20 protein-coding genes are annotated in these 24610 nt (G+C 58.9%); all 20 read left to right on the top strand.

What is annotated here, in order from left to right; translation table 11 throughout:
- Nucleotides 1-127 precede the first annotated feature (127 nt).
- The 20 genes from W02_RS09540 to fliL all read left to right on the top strand — a co-directional run bounded on the left by W02_RS09540 (nucleotide 128) and on the right by fliL (nucleotide 24600).
- Entirely contained in the window at nucleotides 128-3694 is a 3567-nt protein-coding gene (locus tag W02_RS09540) for a PAS domain S-box protein (RefSeq protein WP_173047102.1), read from the top strand.
- Nucleotides 3687-4379, top strand: a complete 693-nt coding sequence (locus W02_RS09535) for a response regulator transcription factor (protein WP_173047101.1) — start codon at nucleotides 3687-3689, stop codon at nucleotides 4377-4379. Before W02_RS09540 ends, W02_RS09535 begins: the two co-directional genes overlap by 8 nt.
- 210 nt (nucleotides 4380-4589) lie before the next feature.
- Nucleotides 4590-5282 carry a response regulator transcription factor gene (locus W02_RS09530; protein WP_173047099.1) on the top strand — a complete coding sequence of 231 codons (693 nt, stop codon included), beginning with the start codon at nucleotides 4590-4592 and terminating at the stop codon, nucleotides 5280-5282.
- 318 nt (nucleotides 5283-5600) lie between these two features.
- Nucleotides 5601-7010: a sigma-54 dependent transcriptional regulator gene (locus tag W02_RS09525; protein WP_173047097.1), complete on the top strand. Its 1410-nt coding sequence runs from the start codon at nucleotides 5601-5603 to the stop codon at nucleotides 7008-7010.
- Between the two features lie 245 nt (nucleotides 7011-7255).
- Nucleotides 7256-9385, top strand: coding sequence for a tetratricopeptide repeat protein (locus W02_RS09520; RefSeq protein ID WP_173047095.1), 2130 nt, complete (start codon nucleotides 7256-7258; stop codon nucleotides 9383-9385).
- Between the two features lie 2 nt (nucleotides 9386-9387).
- Nucleotides 9388-10683, top strand: coding sequence for a nitrogen regulation protein NR(II) (locus W02_RS09515; protein ID WP_173047093.1), 1296 nt, complete (start codon nucleotides 9388-9390; stop codon nucleotides 10681-10683).
- Nucleotides 10680-12110 (top strand): sigma-54 dependent transcriptional regulator, encoded by a 1431-nt coding sequence (locus tag W02_RS09510; protein ID WP_173047091.1) that lies wholly within the window; start codon nucleotides 10680-10682, stop codon nucleotides 12108-12110. The genes W02_RS09515 and W02_RS09510 overlap by 4 nt, the downstream gene beginning before the upstream one ends.
- A 63-nt stretch (nucleotides 12111-12173) precedes the next feature.
- Entirely contained in the window at nucleotides 12174-12581 is a 408-nt protein-coding gene (gene flgB, locus W02_RS09505; protein WP_173047089.1) for a flagellar basal body rod protein FlgB, read from the top strand.
- Between the two features lie 51 nt (nucleotides 12582-12632).
- Nucleotides 12633-13082, top strand: a complete 450-nt coding sequence (gene flgC / locus W02_RS09500; protein WP_173047087.1) for a flagellar basal body rod protein FlgC — start codon at nucleotides 12633-12635, stop codon at nucleotides 13080-13082.
- On the top strand, nucleotides 13082-13396 hold the full coding sequence (fliE, locus tag W02_RS09495) for a flagellar hook-basal body complex protein FliE (RefSeq protein WP_173047085.1): 315 nt from the start codon (nucleotides 13082-13084) through the stop codon (nucleotides 13394-13396). Before flgC ends, fliE begins: the two co-directional genes overlap by 1 nt.
- A 45-nt stretch (nucleotides 13397-13441) precedes the next feature.
- Nucleotides 13442-15010, top strand: coding sequence for a flagellar basal-body MS-ring/collar protein FliF (fliF, locus tag W02_RS09490; protein WP_173047083.1), 1569 nt, complete (start codon nucleotides 13442-13444; stop codon nucleotides 15008-15010).
- 10 nt (nucleotides 15011-15020) lie between these two features.
- The gene (fliG, locus tag W02_RS09485) at nucleotides 15021-16013 is read left to right on the top strand and encodes a flagellar motor switch protein FliG (protein ID WP_173047081.1); all 993 of its coding nucleotides are present in this window, start codon (nucleotides 15021-15023) and stop codon (nucleotides 16011-16013) included.
- Nucleotides 16010-17065, top strand: coding sequence for a response regulator (locus W02_RS09480; protein WP_173047079.1), 1056 nt, complete (start codon nucleotides 16010-16012; stop codon nucleotides 17063-17065). Before fliG ends, W02_RS09480 begins: the two co-directional genes overlap by 4 nt.
- The gene (locus W02_RS09475) at nucleotides 17052-18359 is read left to right on the top strand and encodes a FliI/YscN family ATPase (RefSeq protein WP_232068701.1); all 1308 of its coding nucleotides are present in this window, start codon (nucleotides 17052-17054) and stop codon (nucleotides 18357-18359) included. The genes W02_RS09480 and W02_RS09475 overlap by 14 nt, the downstream gene beginning before the upstream one ends.
- On the top strand, nucleotides 18356-18793 hold the full coding sequence (locus W02_RS09470) for a flagellar export protein FliJ (protein WP_173047075.1): 438 nt from the start codon (nucleotides 18356-18358) through the stop codon (nucleotides 18791-18793). The genes W02_RS09475 and W02_RS09470 overlap by 4 nt, the downstream gene beginning before the upstream one ends.
- On the top strand, nucleotides 18790-19566 hold the full coding sequence (locus tag W02_RS09465; protein ID WP_173047072.1) for a MotE family protein: 777 nt from the start codon (nucleotides 18790-18792) through the stop codon (nucleotides 19564-19566). The genes W02_RS09470 and W02_RS09465 overlap by 4 nt, the downstream gene beginning before the upstream one ends.
- 194 nt (nucleotides 19567-19760) lie before the next feature.
- Complete coding sequence (locus W02_RS09460; protein ID WP_173047070.1) at nucleotides 19761-21281, top strand: flagellar hook-length control protein FliK; 1521 nt, start codon at nucleotides 19761-19763, stop codon at nucleotides 21279-21281.
- A gap of 21 nt (nucleotides 21282-21302) precedes the next feature.
- Nucleotides 21303-21971 carry a flagellar hook assembly protein FlgD gene (locus tag W02_RS09455; protein WP_173047068.1) on the top strand — a complete coding sequence of 223 codons (669 nt, stop codon included), beginning with the start codon at nucleotides 21303-21305 and terminating at the stop codon, nucleotides 21969-21971.
- 57 nt (nucleotides 21972-22028) lie between these two features.
- Nucleotides 22029-23765, top strand: coding sequence for a flagellar hook protein FlgE (locus tag W02_RS09450; RefSeq protein ID WP_173047066.1), 1737 nt, complete (start codon nucleotides 22029-22031; stop codon nucleotides 23763-23765).
- 286 nt (nucleotides 23766-24051) lie between these two features.
- Entirely contained in the window at nucleotides 24052-24600 is a 549-nt protein-coding gene (gene fliL / locus W02_RS09445; RefSeq protein ID WP_173047064.1) for a flagellar basal body-associated protein FliL, read from the top strand.
- Nucleotides 24601-24610: the final 10 nt, after the last annotated feature.

Raw genomic sequence — 24610 nt, 5'->3', positions numbered from 1 at the left:
GTCATGAGTACGCGCTGAGCGTCCCTTGTTGTGCCTCAGATACCCTCGGCAACGGAAACCTGTTCATCAACGTATACATCTGTGACGATGGTCGGCGCGCTACTATTTCATCTATCAAGGAGTTCTCATGGGCATTCCAACGACCCTGCCTGAAGCCTTGTCCGAGATAGAGCGGTTGCAGGAACAGCTGGAGAGGTTGCGCGCGAAGGGTTCCAGACAAGATTTATGGAGTCATGGGTCTCGGGCATCCGTCGAATCCGCTGAAGCGCTCGGTGCACTCAGGGAATTTGCAGGCGGTATAGATACGTTAAAAAGACAAGAATTCTTCCCATCCCTCGTACGTCGCCTTTCGAGTGCGATGCGGATGAAGCATGCGGTGGTTTCAGAATCCATCACCGGATTTCGATTCAAGACATTGGCAGTCTGGTCGGACCGGACATTTGGCAAAGCGTATGAGGGGACGACTGTTGGGACGCCGTATGACGATGCCGTCATTCAGAGGGGATTTTGCAGCTACTCATCCGGTGTCTCGCAGCGATTTCCCGACCACACGTGGCTCCCTGCATCGGACATTCAGAGCTGCTTCGTCGTCCCACTGTTTGGATCGACCGGCCTGGTGATCGGAATGTTGTCCTTAATGGATGATGCGCCGCGCAACATGAGCCGGGATCAGCAGGCCTTGTTTCAGCTTGTTGGAGCCTGCGCCGGCGTGGAATTGGCGAGGCAGCAGGCAGAGCATGCGATGGAAAGAAGGGAGGCGCACTACCGTGCGGTGCTCGAATGTTCCACCGATCTCGTGGCGGTAACGGATCTCACCGGCTGTGTGCAGCATCTCAGCCCTTCGATCGAGCGTGCGATGGGCTGCTCTCGAGAAATCCTCGTCGGCCGAGAGGTATTCAATCTGTTTCATCCGGATGATCGTGCGGGCGCCAGGGCTGCTCTGTCCAACCTCTGCGTCTCGCGGGAAGACGATGACATGCGGTGTGGCGCATTTCGTCTTCAGCATCACAGCGGAGCTTGGCGAATGCTGGATGTCGCAGCCCGGATCGTTCCAAGTGCCAACGGATCGCAAGACAGCATCATCCTGATGTTACAGGAAGTGGCAGCACATAGGCGAGTTGACGAAGAGCAATCGCACGTACTGGTTGATCTTGAAAACATCATGGAGACGGTCCCTGACCTCATGTTCACCCTGGACTATCAGGGCTTTCTCATCAAATGGAACAGCCGGGTACAGCAGGTCACCGGGTACACGGCCGAGGAGTTGCGCCACAAGCCGGCGCTGGCATTCGTTCCCCTCGAGGAGTACGACCGCACCACAGCAGCCATTCAACAGGCCTTGACCGAAGGAACCGCTGAACTCGAGGGACGGTTGCTGACCAAAGACGGTCGTCTGATCCCTTATCATTGGACGGGGGCGGCGCTCAAAGATTCGTGGGGCCATACCGTCGGAATCGCCGGTATCGGTCGAGACGTGACCGAACAGAAGCGGATCGAAAGCGCGCTACGTGCCAACGAGGAACGCTATGCCCGTGCCACCGCGGTTGGCAAGGTTGGAGTCTGGGAACTCGATGTCGACAAGGGTTTGTATTATGGCGATACCAACTTGAAAGCGCTGTTTGGATATGGTCCGCTCGACTTGTCGACTGATCCCGCGGAATGGTTGAACCTCGTTCATCCCGACGACCGCACTGTGGCGTTGTCCAGTTGGGCGGAGGTGTCGGGATCGTTGAAAGAGTCTTTCAACTATGAACTTCGAATGATTCGTAAAGATGGGGTCACCATCTGGACCGAGGTGCGCGGGCACGCCGTGCGCGACGTCGAGGGAAGGCTCACGCACCTGATTGGCGCGACGGTTGACACCACCGAACGTAAACAGGCGCAGGATGCTTTGGAACGAAGCGAGCAGCAGCTGCGGACCGTTCTCGACACACTGCCCATCGGGGTCTGGTTTACCGACTCACGGGGTCATGTGTTGTATGGCAATCCAGCCGGGCAACAACTCTGGTCACGCGCAAAGACCGTGGGATTGCCTGATCACGTCTCCGGCAAGCTCTGGTGGGAAGGCATCGACGAGGCCGAGTCGCCGCATCGATGGGCGATCGGCACCATCATTTCAAGGGACCGGACAGTGCTGAATGAAACGATCATGATCGAGACGGAGTCAGGGGAACGTAAGACGCTGAGAAATTCAGCCGTACCGGTCAGACAGGACGATGGGACCGTGCTTGGTGCCCTCATCTTGAATGAAGATATCACCGATCGGATTCAAGCCGAGGAAGATGTGCACCGGACTCGCATGTTCCTCGAATCCATCGTGGAAAACATTCCCCATATGATTGTCGTCAAGGATGCCAAGACATTGGAGCTTACACTGGTGAATCGGGCGGCGAAAATGTATCTGGGAATCGAGCAGGAACAGCTCCTCGGGAAAAGCCTCTACGATTGTTTTCCCGAACATCAGGCGGACATGCTTCTCGAGCAGGACCATCATACGCTCGAAAGCAATTCCGTACACGACATACGGGAGCATGTTCTCGATACGAAACATTTCGGCGCGCGAGTCTTCTCATCAAAATCCGTTCCCATCCGCAATGGATTCGAGCCGAGTCATCTGCTTCTTATTTCAGAGGACATCACTGAACGCAAGCGGGCCGAGGAGGCGCTGCGCGAAAGCGAAGAGCGGTTTGCGAAAGCGTTTCGCTCAAGTCCCCATGCCGTCGTCATTTCGGAGTTGCAATCAGGAAAAATTATCGACGCCAATGGAGCGGCATTCCAGCTGTTCAGTGCCCCAGGGAGGGGGATCGGCGAGACGATCAATACCGACCGGGATCTCTGGCCGACTGCCAGTCATCGGGACCGATTTGTCGCGAACCTCTGTGAAGCAGGGGTCGTGCGGAACATGGAGGTCATTGTCCACACTCGTCGTAAGGAGATGCGGCATTGCTTGATGTCTGCCGAACTGATCGAGCTGCATGGCCGCCGTTGCATGGTGACGGTATGCAGCGATATTACGGAACTCAAGCGGGCAGAGGAAGCGCTCCGACAACGGGAACGTGATCTCCGGTCGGCGCTCGACGAGCGGGAGCGGATCAGTCAGGACCTGCACGACGGGATCCTCCAATCGCTGTACGCGGTCGGCTTGGGAATAGAAACCTGCCGCCCCTATCTTCGCCGTCCTCACATGAAGCGTGTCACCAGGGCTTTGGATCTTGCCGTGGCTCAACTGAACGCGGTCATGCGGGATATACGCGGGTTCATCTCCGGCCTTGAGACCGAATTACAGCACGGGAGGGACTTTCCCGCGGCTGTTCGCACGATGGTGCACGAGTTGGCCCAGCCGCACGACACGCGTTGTCGTGTGGCCATCGATCCGGCCGCCACAGAAGCCCTGACGGCCGAGCAGGGGCTTCACCTGTTTAGCATTGTCAAAGAGGCCATGAGTAACAGTCTGCGGCATGCGAAAGCCAAAGATGCTTCGGTCTCACTCCGCGCCGTGAGGCAGGGTCTTCGCCTGAGCATTCGAGACAACGGAGTGGGTTTTGTACCGTCCGAAGTAGTGGGAACCGGTCGAGGCCTGGGCAATATGGCCGCGCGCGCGAACAAAGTCGGGGGAGTCTTCACGGTCCGTTCCCGCCCCAAGCACGGGACCCGTATCGTACTCGATCTTCCCAGGGAGGTCATTCATGCGTAAGGCCAAATCCATCAGAGTGTTACTAGTCGACGATCATGAGGTTGTGCGAGCAGGACTGCGCACGGTACTGCGACAGTCGCAGGGGATCCTCGTAGTCGGTGAGGCCGCGACAGCCGCCGAGGCCGTCCTCCAAGCCTCCCGATGTCAGCCCGATGTCGTGCTCATGGATGCCAGACTTCCAGACGGAAGCGGTGTGGATGCATGCAGGGCAATTCGTGAACAATCTCCCGACGTTCGCGTGTTATTTCTCACCTCTTTTTCGGATGAGAGCATCGTGCTGGCAGCGGTGTTCGGGGGGGCAGACGGGTATCTCCTGAAACACGTGAATACGGCGAGTCTTCTGCAGGCGATTCGATCCGTAGCCAGCGGTCATTCGATCCTCGATTCTTCGGTCACCAAGTTGATCGTGAGCGGGGGCCGCACGGTGCCGGCCAATGATCCGGCAAGTTCAACGGCTGCGTTGTCGAGCCAACAGCATCGCGTTCTGGCGCTGGTTGCCAAAGGTAAGACCAACAAGGAGATCGCCGATGCACTTCATCTCAGCGATAAAACCGTGAAGAACTACATCCGCACGATTTTTCAAAAACTCCACGTGACCAGACGGTCTCAAGCCGCAGCGCATTTCATGCGTCTTGTCGAACAGGCCGCTGGAGATCGCTCCGTGGCGTCATCAACCTCACGATAGCATCAGCTTGTCGCAGTGTTCCCCTGCCACCAGGTCGCCGATCATTCGGTATGCTCTCAACATGGTAGATGCGAACAGTTAGGGCCGGATGCCTGGCCAGGTAAGGCCGTAAAACCTCCGGCGGCCATACAGCATTTGACACCATACTCCTGCATAATGACAGCGTTTGGACAAACCTGCATTAACCGTACTGGGAGGTTCGAGCTCGATATGCTCACTGCGAAAACGAAGTCGATCCAAGTTCTGATTGCCGACGCACAGGAAATCTTTCGTGTCGGTCTCCGAGCAATTTTAGGGGAAGACCGGACTCTGACGGTGGCTGGAGAGGCGGCAACGGTGGCGCAGACTCTCCAGGAGGTCGGTCGGCTCAAACCCGATGTCGTGGTCATGGATCTGCGGTTTCCAGACGGGAGTGGATCCGAGACTTGTCGCACGATTCGTCAACAATGTCCGGATACCCGGGTGCTCTTCCTGACCTCGGAAGCGCACGAGGAAGCGATTCTTTCGGCAATCGCCGTGGACGCCAACGGCTATGTCCTGAAAGGCATCAATACACAGGGTCTAATTCAAGCAATTCATTCCGTGGCCGGAGGACAATCCATCCTCGATACCGCTATTACCCAGCCGGTACTCGCGCGGATGAAGTCTTTGTCGGAGTATCGTCCCGCCAATCCTCGCCCTCCTCTGTCTTCTCAACAGCAGCGAGTACTCGCATTGGTGGCCGAGGGGAAAACAAACAAGGAAATCGCCGCCACCATGGCGCTGAGCGACAAGACGGTTCGAAACTACGTTCGTTATATTTTCCAGAAGTTACAAGTCTCGCGGCGTGCACAGGCTGCAGCTCATTGTGTGCGATATTCACTACAGGAAAACTTCAAACCACCCAGGACTATTAGTCTGTAGGTTTAAGCCTACTCCTCTCATTTCTCCGCTGGCCGGACTACTCTGAGCACGGAAGTTTCTTTATGAAGCGTGAAGGATACGTGCGCACTCGTCAGCGACAATGATGTCAATTGTACCTATGTTAAATAGATCCATAAATCCTTAAAAGCTAGAGTGTTTTGACACTTATCACCATCGTGGAATCTTCTACGCTTGATCATGAACGGACAAGAAACAGGTTCAACATCACGGAATGATGCTCAATCGTGAGGCGAATCAGATCGCGGCGGGAAGCATCACCTCTTTCATCCATTACTTTCAAACGCGAGGTTGGATCCGATGGGTTCAGTGTCAATCCTTGTCGTAGAGAACGAAGAAGGAATCCGAAACCTGTTGCACACCGTCCTGACTACGGAAGGGTACCGTGTGACGGTTGCCGAGAATGGCGATGACGCGATTCGGTTTGCACAAGACATGGCCGTCGATGTGCTGTTGACGGACTTGAAGCTTCCCGACACGAATGGACTCACCATTCTCGAGCAGATGTTGCGGATCGATCCCACGGTGACCGGTATCGTGATGACTGGTCACGGTACGATCGACACGGCGGTCCGCGCTATGAAAAGCGGCGCGTTTGAATTCATCACCAAGCCGTTTGAGGTTGTGCAGGTCACGGAGATCGTGAAGAAAGCCGTGCAGGCGCAGTCGGTGAAACGGCACGGTCAATCCATGAAGAAATCGGTGCGCGATCAATATCGGTTGGAACGTCTGATCGGAACCAGTTCCCAGATCCGTGACCTGGTGGAGTTCGTCGAAAAGGTTGCGGATACTGACAGCACTGTGCTCATTCAGGGAGAAAGCGGCACCGGGAAGGAAATGGTCGCGCGCATGCTTCACTTCAACAGCCTGCGCAAAGCTCGCCCCCTTGTTCCCGTCAATTGCGGGGCGATTCCGGAAAACCTGCTGGAATCTGAACTATTCGGTCATGAACGGGGCGCATTCACAGGGGCTCTCCATACCAGGCTCGGACGATTTGAATTGGCGAACGGGGGAACGATTTTTCTCGACGAAATCGGAGAATTGAGTCCATCCTTGCAAGTGAAGCTGCTGCGTGTCCTACAGGAGCGCTCGTTCGAGCGTGTTGGAGGGACGAAGACGATTCATGTGGACGTCCGGGTGCTTGCGGCAACCAATCAGGATCTCGAACGAGCCGTACAAGACAAGCGGTTCCGCCAAGACCTCTACTACCGCTTACATGTCATTCCCGTGACCATTCCGCCGCTGCGGGAACGGTGTGAAGACATCCCTGACTTAGTGAGACATTTTGTCGCGGTGTTCAATCGGACGAAACACACGACAATCGAATCCTGCTCCCCTGACGCCATGACCCGTTTGACAGAGTATGCATGGCCCGGCAATGTCCGAGAGCTGGAGCATATGATCGAACGGGTCGTGGTTCTGAAGAAAACCGGCCGGATCGAGGCATCCGATCTTCCGGAGCGGGTTCTCCAGCGGACAGGACATCCTGAAGCCTCAAAGGATCAATTCATTCGATTCAGCGATCAGGGTGTGAATCTCTCTCGTGAATTGGAACAGTTTGAAAATCGTTTGATCGTTGAGGCACTCAGACAGGCCAATGGTATTACAAGCAAAGCGGCTCAGCTTCTGCAATTGAATCGCACGACGCTCGTCGAAAAGCTCAAGCGCAAAGGGTTCGCTCCAAAATCTCTGAATTGCATCGCGGGCTAATTCCAGTCCGGCGTCTCCGGGCGATCCGCAAACGCCCCATCGCTCCTGACTTCTATCTCCGTATAGTTCTCGGAACCACTTCCTCATCCTGCCGTGTCAATCCCTTGACTCCGATCCTGTCACCGCGTCGGTGGATTGACGGACACGTGCAAGCGGCGGCTCTTCAACAGGCAAAATTTCCTTAGTATCGAGCATGTTTTTCCCTGCGGTCAGGGGCATGGAAGTTGCTGAACCCTTGCCGGACTATGAAACCTTCGATCGGATTTGCCTGGCCGTTCCTCGTTCTGCTGTTGCTCGGCATGGCGGCTGCTGAAGGCGGCGCAGCGGAGACGAATGGACAGGCCGTCGGTGCCGCACCAGCCGGCGTGCCCCCACAGCCGGAGTTGCCCGACGACGGGCCGCGCTTTGATGCGGCCGTGCAAGGGCCGGAAGCACAGCAGTTTTACGATGGCGTATCGGCCTTCCGCAGAGGTCATTACGATGCCGCCCGCGCGGCTTTCGATGGATTTGCCACCCGCAACCCCGAGAGCGGATTGTTTCCTGCCTCAGTCGCATTTAACGCGGAACTCACGTTGCAGCAGGAGGCTTCAAATCGAAAGCGGGCGGAGGCCGTCAATCAATACAGAGGGTTGGTCCGCGCCTATCCCAAAGATCCCAACACGGTACGGGCGGAATGGCGAATCGGCGATCTGTACAGGGCGATGGGGTGGTTTCAAGAGGCAAAGAGTGCGTATGAACAGGCGCTGGGTCGATCTCAAACCGAGCGGGATACGAGCCGGGCCATGCTCGGGTTTGCTCTGGCCTGCAGCGCTCTGGGGAAATGGAAGGAAGCCGAACTGGCTTTCGCAACGGTCCGAAAACAGGCATCCGACGACAGGATGTTCATGCATGCCACCCGAGGATTGGCGAGCGCGCTGTACACGCAGCAGCAGGTCGCCGACGCGCAGCCGCTGTACGACATGTTGCATCGGCGATGGCCCACGATGATGCGGCAGGATGCGGTGCTGCTGTCGCAGTATTGCGCCGTCCTGTTCGATACCAACCGCATGTTGCAAGCTCGTGATGTGTGCACGGTGCTCTATAACATGTATCCGTCCCGGACAGAAGGCGGTGCCGCCCTTATCCGTGTCGGCGACAGTTGCCGGAAACTCGGACAACAGAAATGTTCGGAGGTGTTCTATACGGTCGCCCGAACTCTGTATCCGAATGCGACGGCAGGCGCCTACGCACGTCTTCGATTGACCCAGATGGAACAAGAGCTCGCCGCGGTTGCCGCAGAGGACTTTCTCTACATGAAAGTCCGGGGGCTGATGCGGGGGGCCGACTCAACCTATCTGGACGACGCAGGGTTTCGCCGGACCTATCTCGATATGGCGTCGGCGCACGATGCCGACATGCTCGGAAGCGAAGCACTGTATCATCTCGCCGAATATCATGAGTCCCGTAAGGCTCCCGAAGAGGCGGTTCGTATCTATCATCAGGTCTCGATCCGAGCGGGAAAGATCGAACACGATCCATGGCCCGCAGCGGCCGGGGACCGGTTGGTCACGCTGCTGAAACCCCGCCTTGAATCCGCGCTCGCGGCGCGCGACGAATTCAACGTTGTGTCGCTGTTTCATTGGCACGGGTCCGCCCCGGAGCAGCATTATACGGGCACGGACATCCTATTACGGGTCGCCGATATTCATCGGCGCCAGGGATTCTCCGCTCAAGCCGTGCACTTGTATCAATCGCTGGTCCGCGACCTGAAGGCCGCTCGTTTTCACGAAGAGGCGCTCATCGGTCTTGGGCAGAGTTACCTGGATCAAAGGGACTACGTAGCGGCACAGAAGGTTCTGGAGCGTACGCGGTTCCTCTATCCTCAGAGCCTCAAGGGTCCGATGGTGTCCAAACTGTTGATCTCTTCACTGCGCGGCCAGGAGAACTACCACGGCGCCGCGAAATTGATGCGAACATGGCTGCGTCTCCATCCCAACGACCGCGAGCGCGCTTCAATACAATTGATGTTGGCCAGAACGCTGGCCGAAGACCGCCAACCTGAAGAGGCGCTTGCGGCGTTCGACGAAGCCGTGCGGGCAGGAACTGTTTCGCCGACCAACGACGACCGGCTCGTCCTCGCGGACCTCCTGAGCCACAAGCACTCGCCGCAACGGGCGCTTGAACTCTACCGGCAGGTCCTCACGGCTCACCCGGAGCGGGAAGAGGCCGCATGGGCACAGCTCCAGATCGTCCGCAACCTGTCCGGACGGCGTGACACCGCATTGGCGCGGGCGATACCGACCGCGCTCAGTCTCGGGGGAGATCCCCTGCTTCAACGCGCGACGACGGCCATTCAAGGGAACCCGCCCGACTCGCTCATCGAACAAGGAGAATGACCATGACCGTGCAGGCAGCTCCGATGCTCCATGATGCCGATCTGTTGCAAGCGGCGTTTCGCAGTTTCGATGGTGCGGCGGCCACCTTGCAGCAATCCTATCGAGCGCTGACGTCACGACTGGAACAGTTGGACCTGGAACTCGCGGACAGAAACGAGACGCTCAAACGGAACCTACGGGCCAATGAAGAGTTGCGAGAACATCTGACGGCGATCGTGGAGTCGTTGACGACCGGCATCCTGGTGACCGACGCCCAAGGTACCGTGACGCGGTGCAACCGGGCGGGGGAGCAACTGCTGGGCTTGTCACGTGACAACATTCTTGGGCGGCCGCTTGCCGCATGCCTCGGTGAATCCGGTCTGGACTCCGACGAGTATCCGTTGACGACGAAGAACGGGGCGACGGCCACATTGGCCCAGAAGCCCTTGTGCGATGTGGAGGGGCAACCGGCCGGGGGCCTGACGCTGATTCAGGATGTCAGCGCCGTGCATCAATTGGAGGCTCGGCTCCAGCGGCGCGACCGCTTGGCCGCGATGGGCGAGATGGTGGGCCGGATCGCCCATGAGATCAGAAATCCACTCGGCAGCATCGAATTATTCGCGTCGATCCTACGCCGGGATCTGAAGGATCAAGAGAGCCTCAAGGGCTATGCCGAACACATTTCGTCGGCAGTGCAACTGCTGGATCGCCTCCTCTCGAACCTCTTATTGTACACGAAGCCGGATTGCTCGAAAGGCGACCGGCACATGACCGAGGCGCTGTTCATCGATGCCTTGACCCTGGCTGCCCATGCCATCGCCAATGCGCGGCTCGATATCAAGATGCAAGTGGATCCATCGGTCTCTCACCTGTGGTGCGATGCCGGACAGATCAAGCAATCGTTACTCAACCTCATTTTAAACGCGGTCCAGGCCATGCCGGACGGGGGCACTCTGACGCTGGCGGCGACCGCGGAGGAGAACCAACGGACGGGGCACCGTTGCATCCGCCTGTCGGTGACCGACACCGGCATCGGCATTCCGACCAGTCATCAGGCGAGGATTTTCGATCCGTTCTTTACGACGCGAGATGAGGGAACGGGCCTCGGGCTCGCCATCGTCCATGCCATCGTCGAAGCGCACGGGGGGCGGATCGACGTACATAGCACAGTAGGACAGGGCACGACCTTCACGATGATTCTTCCGTTCCGCGAGCATGGCTCGACGGGCGGATTGCCGGACCACCAGGTCAGAGCGGCAGCCTCATCCGATTCCGAAATGTCCGGACAGGGGAATGACACGGAGGAGATATCAGCATGAACGAGGGAACGCTCACGGAATTACCGGGTATCCCGCAGGAGTGCCGTACGATCGTCGTTGCCGACGATGACCCATCGATGCGCGCGGCATTGACAGAAACGGTCAGACGGCTCGGATTCGATGTCCAGGTCGCAAATGATGGACAGGACGCCCTGGAGCTCGCGCTCAAGACCAAACCATGGCTGGTCCTGACGGATTTGAAAATGCCCAGGCTCGGAGGACTCGATCTCGTGAACGAATTGTCGCGGCGGTTGCCGGCCGCACACATCGTGCTGATGACCGCATACGGGACGGTGGAGACCGCCGTGGAAGCCATGAAGCACGGAGCCAGCGACTATGTGCTCAAGCCATTTTCGACCGATCTTCTCGAACGCATTATCGGCAACCTCCAATCGGCGCGGGAAAACGTCCCCACCTCGTCGGCAGTCTCTGCAGGTCAGCGGGCCATCCTCTCCCAGGATCCTGGCATGGTTCGTCTGTTGAGCACGATCGAAGGCGTGGCAGCCAGTCAGGCCACCATCATGATCAGCGGCGAAAGCGGGACCGGCAAGGAATTGCTCGCCAGATTTATTCACAGCCGAAGCCCGAGGGCGCATCGGCCGTTTGTTGCGGTCAATTGTGCCGCGTTGCCAGACGGTCTTCTGGAGAGCGAACTCTTTGGCTACGAACGCGGGGCGTTCACGGGCGCGGTCGTGCGTAAGCAGGGCAAGTTCGAAATGGCCCACACCGGCACCCTCCTCCTGGACGAGATCAGCGAAATGAACCTGGGCCTGCAAGCCAAGCTGCTTCGTGTGCTGCAGGAACGAGAAGTCGATCGAGTCGGAGGTCGTGAACCGGTCAGCGTGAACATACGTGTGATTGCGACCACGAACCGCCTTCTCCATAAGGAAGTCGAAGCCGGCCGGTTTCGTGAAGATCTCTTTTATCGTCTCAACGTATTCCCCATCACGGTTCCACCGCTCCGTGAACGTCCGACCGACATTCCATTGCTTGCCCGTCATTTCGCCAAAGCGGCCTCAGCGAGGAATGGATTGAGCTTTTCATCCCTCTCCGATGGCGCGTTGGCCAGATTGCATCAACATAGCTGGAAGGGAAACGTCCGGGAGTTAGAAAACGTGATGGAACGGGCGGTGCTTCTCGCTGGTGGAACTGCCATCGCTCCCGAACACATCGCCGTCGATACTCAGAACTCCCCGGCGTTACCGGGCGCGCGGCCCGCCGACGAGACGGTTCCATCGGGAGCGGGAAACGGAAGTGGAAACGGATCCTTATGGGAAATGGAGCGCGAGCTGATTTTTCAGACGTTGGCCCGGACCAAGGAAAATCGTACTCATGCCGCGCGCGAGCTCGGCATCAGCATTCGCACGCTCCGCAACAAACTCAGAGAATATCGCCAACAGGATGGTGCCCTCATCGCCGATGTCTGAGCAGACGAGACGGTTGTCCGGGGTCGAAGTCGTATCTTCCGCACGTCGAGACAGGAGGAGCAGATGAACATTTTTGACAAAACCATGGGTCTGGTCGAGCGGACGCTTGATCTTCGCGGGGCCAGAAATAGGCTGATCGCATCCAACATCGCAAATGAAGAAACGCCCGGCTATCGGGCGACGGACCTGCACTTTCAGGAGGCGCTGTCTTCTGCCGCACAGGGACGGCCTCCCGTCAGCCTCGTCTCCACACACGGCCGCCATTTCGGTCTGCGGGGTCCGGGAGCCGGGCAGGTGACGGGACGAGTGGCGGAGGTGCCGGCAGGCGATCTGCCGCTCGATGCCAACTCCGTGAACATCGAATTGGAGCTGGCGAAATTGTCGGATAACGCCATGCAATACAACAGCGCCGCCGCGATCATGGGTATTCGTCTCCGGCAGTTGATGAGCGCGATCCGCGACGCGCGTTAGGCAGGGCGAACCGCCGATAGGCAATTCCGATCTGATGAAGGAGGAGCAACCATGGACATGACCGATAGCATTGCCGTGTCAGTATCCGCGTTGGATGCCCAACGCAGGCGGCTGAACGTGATCGCCAGTAATCTGGCGAACGCCCAATCGACCAAGACTGCCGAGGGAGGGCCGTACCGCCGTCGGGATGTCGTCTTCCAATCCGCTCCGGTGGGGAATCACTTCCACCAGGTCTTTCGCAAGGTGGCGAGCGGGCCGACCGCCCATGCTCTCGACGGCGTGCGTGTCTCGAAGGTCATTGAAGACCACAAGCCCGGCCATCAGATTTACGACCCCCGCCATCCTGACGCCGACCCCAAGGGGTTCGTCCGTCTCCCCAACATCAACGTCATGGAAGAAATGGTCAATATGATCGGCGCGTCTCGGTCTTACGAAGCCAACGTGCAGGCCATCAGCGCCACGAAAGCGATGTGGAACCGTGCGTTGGACATCGGGAGGTGATGATGGATCCTATCCGTATCGGGTCAGCGACGCTTTCCACGATCTCGCCCGCGGTTGAATCGCCGGGTTCCGTTGTCGCCGAGGCGGGGCGGGCAGGAGGATTTCTCGATCAACTCAAGGGCGCAATTGCGCAGGCCAACGACGTGCAACTCCAGGCCAGCCATGCGGTTGACGATCTCATGACCGGCAAGACACAGGACATCCACCGGACGATGGTCGCGCTTCAAGAAGCCGATATTTCATTTCAGCTGATGATGCAGGTCAGAAACAAACTCGTCGGAGCCTATGAAGAGATTCAGCGCATGCAGGTGTGACGGAGCCCGCCGATTGACCCCGAATAAGAAAGGGAACGCTTCTTCATGCTCGAGTCGTTGAGCCGCTTTACCGTCAGTCAACGGATGATCATCCTGCTGGCGCTGGCCGGCTCGATTGCCGGACTCATCGCGGTGGGTCTCTGGACGCAGCAGCCGGATATGCAGGTGCTGTTTTCAAATGTCTCCACCGAAGATGCGTCTGCCATCGTGGACAAATTGAAAGAGTTGAAGGTGCCGTACGAAACGACCGGCGGAGGAGGGACGATTCTCGTGCCGAGCGCGCAGGTCTACGATCTCCGCCTGCAACTGGCAGGAGCGGGATTGCCGCACGGGGGAGGCGTGGGCTTCGAGATTTTCGATCGATCCACTCTGGGGATGTCGGAGTTCGTCCAGAAGCTCAATTACCGAAGGGCATTGCAGGGAGAGCTCGCTCGAACGGTGGCTCAGATGGCCGGCGTGGAGAAAGCCAGGATTCATCTCGCGGTACCCGAGCGGCGTCTGTTCAGCGCGGAACACGATCGGGCACGCGCCTCCGTCGTCGTTTCGTTGTATAGCGGCCAATCGTTGAGCAAATCGCAAGTCCAGGGCATCGTGCATCTCGTGGCCAGCAGCGTGGAAGGCCTGCAAGCGAGAGATGTGACGGTGGTGGACGGTCAAGGCCGCCTCTTGTCCAGTACGGCAACCGACGACGCGGTCGGTCTGACCAATACGCAACTCGAGTATCAGCAAGCGCTCGAAAAGGATACCGAGACACGCATTCAAACCATGCTGGAACGGATTGTCGGAGCGAACAAGGCGGTCGTGCGCGTATCCAGCATTGTGGATTTCAGAAAAGTCGAGACCACGGAGGAGCGATACGATCCGAACGGCCAGGTGGTCCGCAGCGAGCAGCGGGGACAAGAAAAGTCGACCGGAGTCAACGGCACCACCGGAGGCGTGCCCGGGGTCGGGTCGAACGTCCCTCCCAGTACCGAACAGGAACCTTCGCAGACGAGTTCTACCAACAGCCAGACGAAGAACGAAACCGTCAATTACGAGATTAGCCGCACCGTCTCGAAAATCGTCGAACCGACTGGAACCATCAAGAAGCTCTCGGTTGCCGTGCTGGTGGATGGAACCTATGAGACGGCGAAAGCGGCCGATGGAGAGAAGGCGGCGGGAACGGAACAGACAAGAAAATATGTGCCGCGATCGGCCGAGGAGATGGGACGGATCGAGGAGATCGTGAAGAAAGCGATGGGATATTCTGCTGAACGGCAGGATCAAGTCGAGGTCGTCAATATGCAATTCGGCTTTGCCGACGAGGGCCAGCAGACGGGCGTGGAGTCGGCGCCGGAGACACGCCAAGCCTGGGCGCCATACGTCCGCTACGCGGTTGGCGGCGGGCTCTTCCTGGTGCTCTTGCTGTTCGTCGTGCGCCCCTTACTGGGGATGCTGGCCGTGGCCTCGACGCCGGGCGCGGCGACGGACGCACCCGCTCTCCCCGCGTCCGTAGGACAGGTCGAAGCCTCTCTGGCCGGCACCAAGGCCCGCGGCCAGATCGTGGATATGGCGAGAGGCAACCCTGACGCGACCGCGGTCGTGGTGAAGCAATGGCTCAAGAGCGGACACTGAAGGGGACGGAGTGACGAAAGAACTGACGGGCGAACAAAAGGCGGCGATCCTGTTGCGCGCGATCGGCGAGGATGCCGCCGCCCAGGTCATGAAGTCATTGGGGCCGAAGGAGATCCGGAAGCTCGGCGGCTATATGAAGGATACCGCGAATATCACGAAGGAAGAGGAAGACCTCGTGATGCAGGAATTCGAACACGCGAGCGAGAGCGGTGAGGTGCAATTCGAAGGGAAGGAATACATCAAGGCGATCCTCGTGAAGGCGCTCGGGCCGGAGAAGGCGGCGCGGATGCTCGAAACGATCAACACGAAAACCTATCCGGGCATCGAGGCGCTCAAATGGATCGACGCCAAGGCGTTGGGACAGATGCTCAAGGTCGAGCATCCGCAGACCGTCGCCGTCATTCTCGCCCATCTGGACATCGAGCAAGCCAGCCAGGTCCTGGCCGGGCTTCCCGAAGGGCTGAGGGCCGATACCGCCATGCGGTTGGCGACCATGGAGGAAGTGCAACCCGATGTGTTGGAGGCACTGAGCCAATCGCTCCAGCACACTCTGCTGGCCAACACGGGCGCACAAGCCACCAGTGTGGGCGGCACCGAGGTCATCGCGAATATTCTGACACGGTTGGACAAAACCACCGAGGGCGGCATCATGACCAAGATTGCCGAGCGAAATCAGGGACTCGCCGACAGCATCAGGGCTCTGATGTTCGTCTTCGACGATCTCATCAAACTGGACGATCGCGGCATGCAGGAACTGATGAAGGAAGTGAGCAAGGACGATCTGCCCCTTGCGCTGCGCGGCGCGGGTCAGGAAGTCAAAGAGAAGTTCTTCAAGAACATGTCCAGTCGAGCCGCAGAGATGTTGAAGGAGGACATGGAGGCGCGCGGTCCTGTCAAGGTCAGCGATGTTGAAAAGGCGCAGCAAAACATCCTGAAGGTATGCCGGAAACTCGAGGAGGAGGGACGCATCGCGGTGAGCGGTGCGGGAGAGGAATTGGTGTGAGGTCCGTGGCTGAGGATCTCGGTGCCTCGTCGTCAACCATCGGCCGAGGGACCTCGCCGGACGGCGCGCTGCGTACGATCTTGGTCGTGGATGATGAAGTTTCCATACGAGGTCTGCTCATGAGGATTCTCGAACAGCACGGATATTCCATGACGCAGGCCGCATCCGGCGCGGAAGCGCTTACCATGCTGCAGAATTCTCCTGTCGACCTGTTGATCACGGATATCAAACTTCCCGATACGGACGGCATCAGTCTGATGAAACAGGCCTTCCAATCGGATCCCAAATTGACGGCCGTCACGATGACCGGATACGGGAGTGTGGATGTCGCCGTCGAGGCCATGAAAGCAGGTGCGGCGGATTTTTTGACGAAACCGTTTCAAGCCGATGTGGTCGCTCTGACGGTCAAGCGGCTTGCGGATCTCAGACGGCTGAGACAGGAGAACGCCGTGCTGAAGCACGAGCTGGTCCGGAGCGGGACCATCCGTTTCCAACATCTCGCTCTTGCGGATTTCGGTAACGGCGGACGTATCGAGGGGCCGGACGGGCTCACCGATTACGAACGTGGTCTGCGTGAGGGTGAACGTCGCGTGACTCAGGCCCAAGACTCGACGCGCGAACAGGAGCGCATTGTGCTGACATCGGTGACACGCACACTCGAGGATCTCTGCCGCAGGGTTCAGCAATCAGCCGAACAGGAGGTGGCCTCCCTCGCGTTCAGCATCGCCACCAAGATCGTGCGTCAGGCGGGGGAAACGACGAGAGAACTGGTTCTTGAACAGGTTCGGGCGGCGTTGGTGCATGTCGCCGGCAGTGCGGTCGTCCAGATCACCGTGCACCCGACGGACCTGCCGACCGTCGAAGCGGCCAAGCCACATTTGACCGGCGAACGTGACCGTCCGGTCACGATCATCTGCGCGTCGGATCCGCGTATTGCCCCGGGCGGATGTGTGCTGCACACGGCCAATCGTTTGATCGATGCCACGCTGGATATGCAACTCAAACGGCTGGGTGACGCCATACAAGCGAGAGGTGCACGTGAACGCGGCTGAAGCATTGGAACGGACCGACACACTGGCCATACACGGCCGGGTGGCACAGGCCGTCGGCATCGTGATCGAAGGCTATGGGCCCGTCACGTCCATAGGAGAAATGTGCGAAATCACCCGCGAGAACGGACTGGCGTCGGTCCCTGCGGAAGTGGTTGGATTCCGCGGAGATCGCATTCTCCTGATGCCGCTCGGGGACACCCGGGGAATCGGTCCCGACAGCCGCCTCATCATGAAAGGGCATCCGGGAGAAGTGCCGGTCGGGCCGCAACTGCTTGGCCGGATCCTGAACGGGCTGGGCGAACCGATCGACGGCCGCGGACCAATCGCCGGCGACCAGACCTATCCGCTGCACGCCATGCCCCCCGATCCTCTTCAACGCTCCAGAATTGTGCAGCCGCTCGATCTCGGCGTGCGCGCCATCAACGGACTGCTCACATGCGGGATCGGCCAGCGCATGGGCATCTTCGCGACCTCGGGGGTGGGCAAGAGCGTGCTCCTGGGAATGATCGGACGGTACACGACCGCGGACGTCAACGTGATCGCCCTCATCGGAGAACGAGGTCGGGAGGTGAAGGAATTCCTGGAGCGAGATCTGACGCCTCAGGCGCTGGCACGGTCGATCGTCGTAGTGGCCACGTCCGATCAACCTCCACTTGTCCGGATCAGGGGGGCGTTGTTGGCCACGACGATTTCAGAATATTTCAGGGATTGCGGCAAACAAGTCTTGCTGATGATGGATTCGCTGACGCGTCTGGCCTATGGCCAGCGGGAAATCGGACTGGCAACGGGAGAGCCGCCCACGACCAAAGGCTATACGCCGTCGGTATTCGCTCTCTTGCCCAAACTCCTCGAACGAGTCGGAACGGGCCGTGGAACGGGATCGATCACGGGCCTGTACACCGTATTGGTCGATGGAGACGAACTGTCCGATCCGATCGCGGAGAGCGCGCGATCCATTTTAGACGGCCACATCGTTCTGTCACGTGATTTGGCTGCGCGCAATCATTTCCCCGCGATCGACATACTCGGCAGCGCCAGCCGGGTCATGCGCGACATCATACCTGCCGAGCAGTATGCTGCAGCGCGGCGCATTGTCGAATTGACGGCCATCTACAGACGGTCGGAGGATTTGATTACCCTAGGTGCGTACAAGCCTGGGGCAAACAAGCGGCTCGATCAGGCGGTGGCGGCGTCCGAGGCGGTGAACGAGTTTCTCCGCCAGGACGCCGGCATGCCCTCCGACTGGACCGGATCGGTCGATGCCCTCATGAAATTGGAGCAGGCCACACGATGAATCTCGGCATCATCAAGACCTACCGCGCGCAAATGGAAGACCGCATCCAGTTCGAATGCGCGGAGCTGGTCAAGTCGCTGGAAGCGGTACAGGCTGTTCGGACCCGTCTGGAAGCGGATGAAGAGCGGCAGGCACAAGACTTTCTCGCCAGAGCCCGCCAGGGCATGACGCACGCCGAGGCCTGCGATCACGTGGCGTCGATGGATGCACTGGCCTCGGCGATCTGTCGTACGAGAGAGCGTGAAGCGTTGATTCATGAGGCGTTGCGGCAAAAGCGCGGCGAGCTGCTGGATGCCTCGCGCGAGCGAAAGAAAGTCGAATTGCTTGAAGAGCGTGAGGCGGTGGAATTAGCCCGCCAGGCTGATCGCAGGGCTCAGCAGGCAATGGACGAAGTCGCCGGCCGTCAACATCACCAGAGAAAGGATGTCGCATGAGAACGGCGGACCGACATCTGAACCGTCAAGCGGCGGCACCGCGCCCTGCATTGTTTGCCTCCATCCGGCCGATCGTTGTGGGTAGCCTGGTCTCCATGGCCGTCCTTTCCTCGTGGGGAATTGAATATCTTGTCCAGGCTTCTTCGAACACCGGTCCCTCGGTCCCCTCGTCGCTGACTCCGCCTGCCCTGCCTTCGGCCCCGGCGCAGGCAAGACGCGCGAAACCCGCTGAGGTTGATCCGCTGGCTCCGCCCCCGGAGCGAGTCCGGGCGACGGACGCGTCTGGGACAGTGATGTCGAAAGGAGATGAGTCTTCGCAGGCGCCAGGAGCCGCGTTGGATGCCCCACGCGAGGTCTTGGCTATGCTGGATCTCCGCAAACAGGACCTCGACAAACGGGAGGAGAGCGTCAAACAGGCGGAGGAACGCCTACTCATGCTGAAGTCCGAACTCGAACGAATTCTGACAAAAATCGAGGCGGCTGATAAGCGAAAGAAGGACGTCAAGGACAAAGTCGAAAAGACTGTTGCGGACCAACAAGTCAAAAAAGAGCAGCAGGCTGCAGAAACACGCAATCAACATCAGGCACAACTGGCCAAGATGTTTGAAACGATGGGCGCCGAAGACGCGGCTGCACGATTGGAAAAAATGCCGGACCGGAAGGCGATCGAACTCCTCAGACTCTTGAAAGGCAAGACCGCCGGCTCCATTCTCGCGGCTGTCAGACCGGAGCGGGCAGCCCGCCTGACGGAGAAACTGCTTACGACTCCCTGATCTGACCTCACCGCTCGGTAGAAATTTCCCCCTGCCAAGAGAAGCTTTTGCCGAGCGTGGCACAGATCCGCTCTTTCTCACTACTCAATCACGCGTCAACTCTTGTATCCCGATTCACTTGTGCGCGTGGCACATGCTTTGAATATGAAGCGGCGGGCGAGTCGTTTTACGCACTGAACGATCGGATGCATGATATGCAGGTTCCGACGGTTCTTCCACAATCGGCCAAAGGCACCGCGGACGGAGGAACAGCACCTCCCACCGCTTCATCCGGACGCGGGGGATTGTCCGGGGACCAAGCCGGGTCGGGATTTCTGTCCGTGCTTGAAACGGCGAGTACAGCCGAGACCTCGGAGTCCGCCTTATCTACTCCAACGGCCGCCGATACGTCCGAAGACTCCGTCAACGATGTCGTTCCCGAGGCCATGGCACTTGCGCTGAGTTTGGCCGGAGCGATCCTAGGGGATTCTTCGCAGAACCAACAAGCGGGAACAACAGGGAATCAGCCAAAAACCCGACAGGGTGAGGTTCAAATCGATGCGGCTGGTGCCCCGGAGAGCCGTCAGGAGGGCGCACTTCCCATGCTACAGGATCCTGACAGCGAAGCGTTACATCAACAGGGTGTCCAGGAAGCGAACGAACAGGCCGCCATGCTGTCCGTCACGGCTGATGGTTCAGTGCCTCAGGATGTCCCATCGGGACGCGCAAAGGAACAATCAGCCGCATCATCGGCCGGAAGCAAGGACGGCGAGACCGCACAATCCACTCGCGATGCGATGCTGGTCATTGGTCAGGAGCAGCCCAAGACGGGCGGCACGGGCGTTGGCACAAGCTCGACGGTGAACGTTCCGAACCTACAACAACCGGCGTCTCCGGAAAGCGGGGCGGCGATGCCGACACAGACGGCGGATGTCGTGCCTTCGCACGAGGCAAGCACGCCGCTGGCGGATGCTCATAACACCGCGGACTCTGTGACGGCCTCGTTGATGTCTGAAAAGCAGCCGGCGACCGGCAAGGAATCCAAGGATTTGACGGGGACAGCCGAGATCACTCCGAAGGCCGCCGAGTCACCGGACATCGCCGCTTCGATGAGGAATGCTTCGCCTCAAGACGACACTGGAGCTGGAACTCAAGATGGCGAGACGGCGTTCCATTCAAAGCAGGAATTGCCTTCGTTTGCGTCGAGCCGGACGGACGAGCCGTTCGGTATTCAACTTACACCTGCGGCGCAACATGGAGTTCCGGGAGCCGGCGCCGTTCCATCGCCTCCTGCTCCGAGCCCGCAGGCTCAACTCGCATCATCGCAGCCATCGGGAGTTTCTCCGGATGCCGGGTCGGTTCACGGTTCCTCCGCTCAATCCGTCGTACTTGACCTCCCGCAGACGGACCTTGGGCAACTCCGAGTCCGTGTCGTCCTGGCGGACCAAACGGTGCACGCCCATCTCACCACGGAGCGCGGTGATCTGGGTCAGATGCTGGCCAGCCGCCAGGATCAACTCGGCTCCCAGCTCTCTTCAGTCGGGTTGGAACTCGGGCAGATGCGCGTGCAGGTTGACCGGCAGAACCATCATCAGGCAGGGGGGCAAGACTGGTTCTCGCATGCCTATGATGACCGGGGCCAGCAACAGCGAGGGCAGTCACAGCAAGATCGGCAGCAGGCGGAGACACCGCTCCGGCAACAACTGAGGCAAACGGCGCTGAGCATATTTGCCTGATCCTACTGAAAGAGGAATGCCATGAGTACGACATCCGGAGTTGACACCACATCACTGGCCGCTTCCACAGGCACCGTGCAGTCGGTGGCAGCCAATCAGCAGTTGGGTCAGAACGATTTCCTGAACCTCCTTGTGACCCAACTCAAGAACCAGGATCCGCTCAAGCCCATGGACAATCAGGAATTTGTCGCTCAGCTGGCACAGTTCAGCCAACTCCAGCAGAGCACACAGCAGGTGACGCTCCTTCAACAGCTCATCTCTGCGCAGACGACCAACCAGCAGTATTCGCTGCTGCCCCTGATCGGCCGCCAGGTCAGCATTTCGGGATCGGCGATTCAATTGGAATCGGGGTCGGCCACATTTGACTACTCGCTCGCCGGTCAGGCGGCCGATGTGCAGGTGACAATCCTGGACGCTGCCAAACAGCCCGTCCGGGTGCTCAAACTCGGCACCCAAGGAGCCGGTGCTCAACAGGGACAATGGGATGGCTACGATAACAACGGGGTGAAAGCGAAACCCGGCGCATATCAGTATTCGATCACCGCGGTAGATCGGAAAGGCGTTACGGTGGACGCCACAACCACGTCGCTGGTGACGGTGACCGGAGTGCAACCGAACGGCGACAAGCCGGCGTCCCTACTGGCCGGCGACTACGCGTTCGATCCGGCGACGATCGTCAAAATTCATTGAGAATGCGGAACGTCGAAGTTCATCGAGGCGGTCTAGAGAACCAAGGAGGACGTCATCATGGGAATCTTGTCGTCGCTGTTTGCGGGTGTCAGCGGATTGAATGCCAACGGAACGGCGCTGTCCGTCATCGGAAACAACATCGCGAATCTGAGTACGGTCGGGTTCAAGAGCAGTAAGGCATCGTTCGCGGACCTGATCAGCTCGTCGATTTCCGGAGGGTCCGGTGCCATCCAAACGGGCATCGGCGTGGCGTTGACGTCCGTTCAGGGGAATTTCTCCCAAGGATCCCTCGCCACATCGTCGAACGTTCTGGACATCGCCATCGATGGAAACGGCTTCTTCGTCGTAGAGGACTCCCAAGGCGGCACATTCTATTCGCGCGCTGGGTTGTTCAGGCTGGACAAGAACAACAATGTGGTCGACCCGACCGGCTTCAAATTGCAAGGGTTTCTCGCGGATACCTCGGGGACGATCACCGGAACCATCGGAGATATCTCTCTGCCGACCACAACGGCCTCGCCGCAGGCCACGGCCACGGCTTTCGTAGCCGCGAATCTCAATTCTGCTACGAGTCCGACCGGCGTGACTGGAAATATCGTCGGATCCGGCGCATCCACCACGACATCGGCCGGCGGCAACAATTCGTTCAATATCAATCTGAACGGCGACGGCGTGCGGACGATCACAGTCGCCAACGGCTTGACGGGAGCGCCGCTGGCGAATGCGATCCAGAACGCCGTCCGGGCCTTGGTGCCGAACGATCCCTTCAAAGCCGCCGCCTACACCGGATTCACGGCTTCGGTGAATCCTGCAAACGTCTTCAGCTTCAGGTCCGGCTTGACGGGCACCACGAACAATCTGGCCTCGGGGACCGGCGCCGTGCTCGTCACGGCGAACGGAGGCGATACCTTGGCCGCAAACCTGACGATGACAACCGGCACCGCCACCGCCGGCACCGATTTTCTGATCGGGAATCCCACCGCGACATCGGATTTCGCCACCTCGATTACGACGTTCGACTCTCTGGGAAACAGCCATCTGCTGACTACCTATTTCACCAAACTCGGAGACAACACCTGGAACTATAACGTCGTGGCATCGACGTCGGATGTGGTGACCGCGAACTATGACGCCAGCAATATCGATACGTCGCTCGGGATCGTCCGGGTCGGATCCGGCACGCTGACCTTCGCCACCGACGGGACGCTCGATCGCGAGAGCGTCGTGACCCGTTACGATACGGGAACCGCGGCCGGCACGGCGGGAACCGTCCCCGGACAGTTGGTCATCGATTTCAACGGGGCGACGGCGGATCAGCCGATCGTCATGAACTTCGGAACCAGCGTCACGACCGATGGCGGGACGGGGTTGGATGGCACGACGCAGTTCGGTTCGAATTCGGCTCTGGTTCAACAGACGCAAGATGGATACGCCGCCGGCGCCCTCCAGGCGTTTTCCGTCGACAGCAATGGTGTCATCAACGGACGGTTTTCGAACGGCCAATTGCGGGCGCTGGCACAGGTCGTGCTGGCAAGATTCCCGGACCCGATCGGACTGACCAGGACGGGGAAGAACACCTTCGCTCAATCGGGCAATTCGGGGCAGCCTGTGACCGGAACGCCGGATAGCGCGGGGTTGGGGCGTGTGCTGTCCAATTCACTGGAGCTGTCGAATGTCGATCTCGGTGAGAGTTTTATCGACATGATTGCGGCACAGCGTGGATTTCAGGCCAACTCGCGTGTCATCACCACCTCCGATGAGATCCTTCAGGAATTGGTCAATCTAAAACGGTAGGATGGGATTTCGTCAGACCGGGCCCCGCTCTTGAGGCGGGGCCACCGGACTCCTCTCCGCAACGCATTCCCTCAGATTCGCTCTCTATCCGCTGTTCGTCACGTCAGTCTTCTGACGTCGTCAAACATCTGACGCTCTTCCCATCGTCCGCCCGGTGCCCACACGTGGAATCGCGCGCAAATGCGGGACATTGGAAGGTCTGCCCGCGGCATTCGTCAACATTCCGATGGCACATGCATTGCACAAAGTCAAATTCGCGACAATCGTCTACTCAGAGGAGGATGGCATGGCGGACGCGGCAGAAGAGAAAGTTCCGGCGACAGCCCCGGCCTCAGCGGGCATTCCCATGAAATTGGTGATCATCGTGGCAGTCGTGGCGCTCGTGATGGGATTGGGCGGGGCATTCGCCGTAGTAAAACTCGCAGGCGGCAATCATGCGAACGACGAGGCAAAGACCGACTCCGTCTCCGAAAAGAAAGCCGGCGGTCATGAGGAGGCATCCGTGAAGACGTCCGGAGCACATGGCTCGGCCCCCGGAGCCATCTTCGATCTCGAGCCGTTTATCGTGAACCTCGCGGATGCTCCGGAGATCCGCTATCTGAAACTCACCGTGAAGCTTGAAGTCGATGGAGCCGATCCCGGAGCCGAGCTGAGTCCGCGCGTTCCGCAGATTCGCGATTCCATCTTGGTCCTGCTGAGCAGCAAGGATGCCGCGGGCATCAAGACCCCGCAGGGGAAGTTCCAATTGCGTGACGAGATTACCAAACGCGTCAACGATCTCCTTCCCAAGGCTGCGGTCCGCACCGCCTATTTCACGGAATTCGTCGTTCAGTAGCACGCCAACC

The organism is Nitrospira sp. KM1, from assembly GCF_011405515.1.
Classification (GTDB): domain Bacteria; phylum Nitrospirota; class Nitrospiria; order Nitrospirales; family Nitrospiraceae; genus Nitrospira_C.
This window is presented reverse-complemented; position numbering and strand designations above follow the sequence as displayed.